Source organism: Actinomadura fulvescens (assembly GCF_039533225.1).
In the GTDB taxonomy this organism is placed as follows: Bacteria; Actinomycetota; Actinomycetes; order Streptosporangiales; family Streptosporangiaceae; genus Spirillospora; species Spirillospora fulvescens.
Genome location: NZ_BAAATD010000061.1, coordinates 1 through 529, shown reverse-complemented (window position 1 = coordinate 529; position 529 = coordinate 1). Strand labels below are relative to the sequence as shown.

Annotated in this window: 1 protein-coding gene and 1 pseudogene; both read right to left on the bottom strand. The window is 56.9% G+C overall.

Annotated elements, in window-relative coordinates; translation table 11 throughout:
* Nucleotides 1–118, bottom strand: a 118-nt coding sequence (locus tag ABD333_RS47425) for a Y-family DNA polymerase (RefSeq protein ID WP_344549510.1), incomplete at its 3' end; no start/stop codon positions are given.
* An 80-nt stretch (nucleotides 119–198) separates the two neighbouring features.
* Nucleotides 199–529 (bottom strand): annotated as a pseudogene (locus ABD333_RS47420) (S24 family peptidase); the annotation flags it as partial.

Sequence of the window (529 nt, the reverse complement as noted above, 5' to 3'; positions counted from 1 at the left end):
GAGCGATTACGTTCCCGTCGTTGTTGCTCAGGACGACTATCGGCTTTCCTTTCAAATCCGGGCGGAAAACACGTTCACAGCTGGCATAGAAGCTGTTCACATCGGCCAGGGCAAACATCAGTACATCTCCCTCGGGCGGTGGATGATATGCGTGACGACGCCAAAGATATCCAGCTCGTCGGGATCAGGATAAATCGGCGACCAGGAGGCATTCATGGGCTGCAGCGTCAGTCGCGGCGTCAGCAGAAGCCGTTTCACCGTAAACTCCCCCTGTACGCTGGCGACAACGATATCGCCGTGCCGCGGCTTTTCAGCACTGTCCACAACCAGCAGATCGCCATTGTACAGACTGCCGTCGGCCATGCTGTCTCCGCTGGCACGCAGGTAGTACGTCGCGCTCGGATGCCGTATGCAGTAATCATGGAGATCCAGATCGTGATAATGCAGATCCAGCAGTTCGCTAATGCGCATACCATGGCGAAAGGCCAGCAGAATGAGGCAGTAGTCCCGTTCGCCGGTAGGGCCCTGA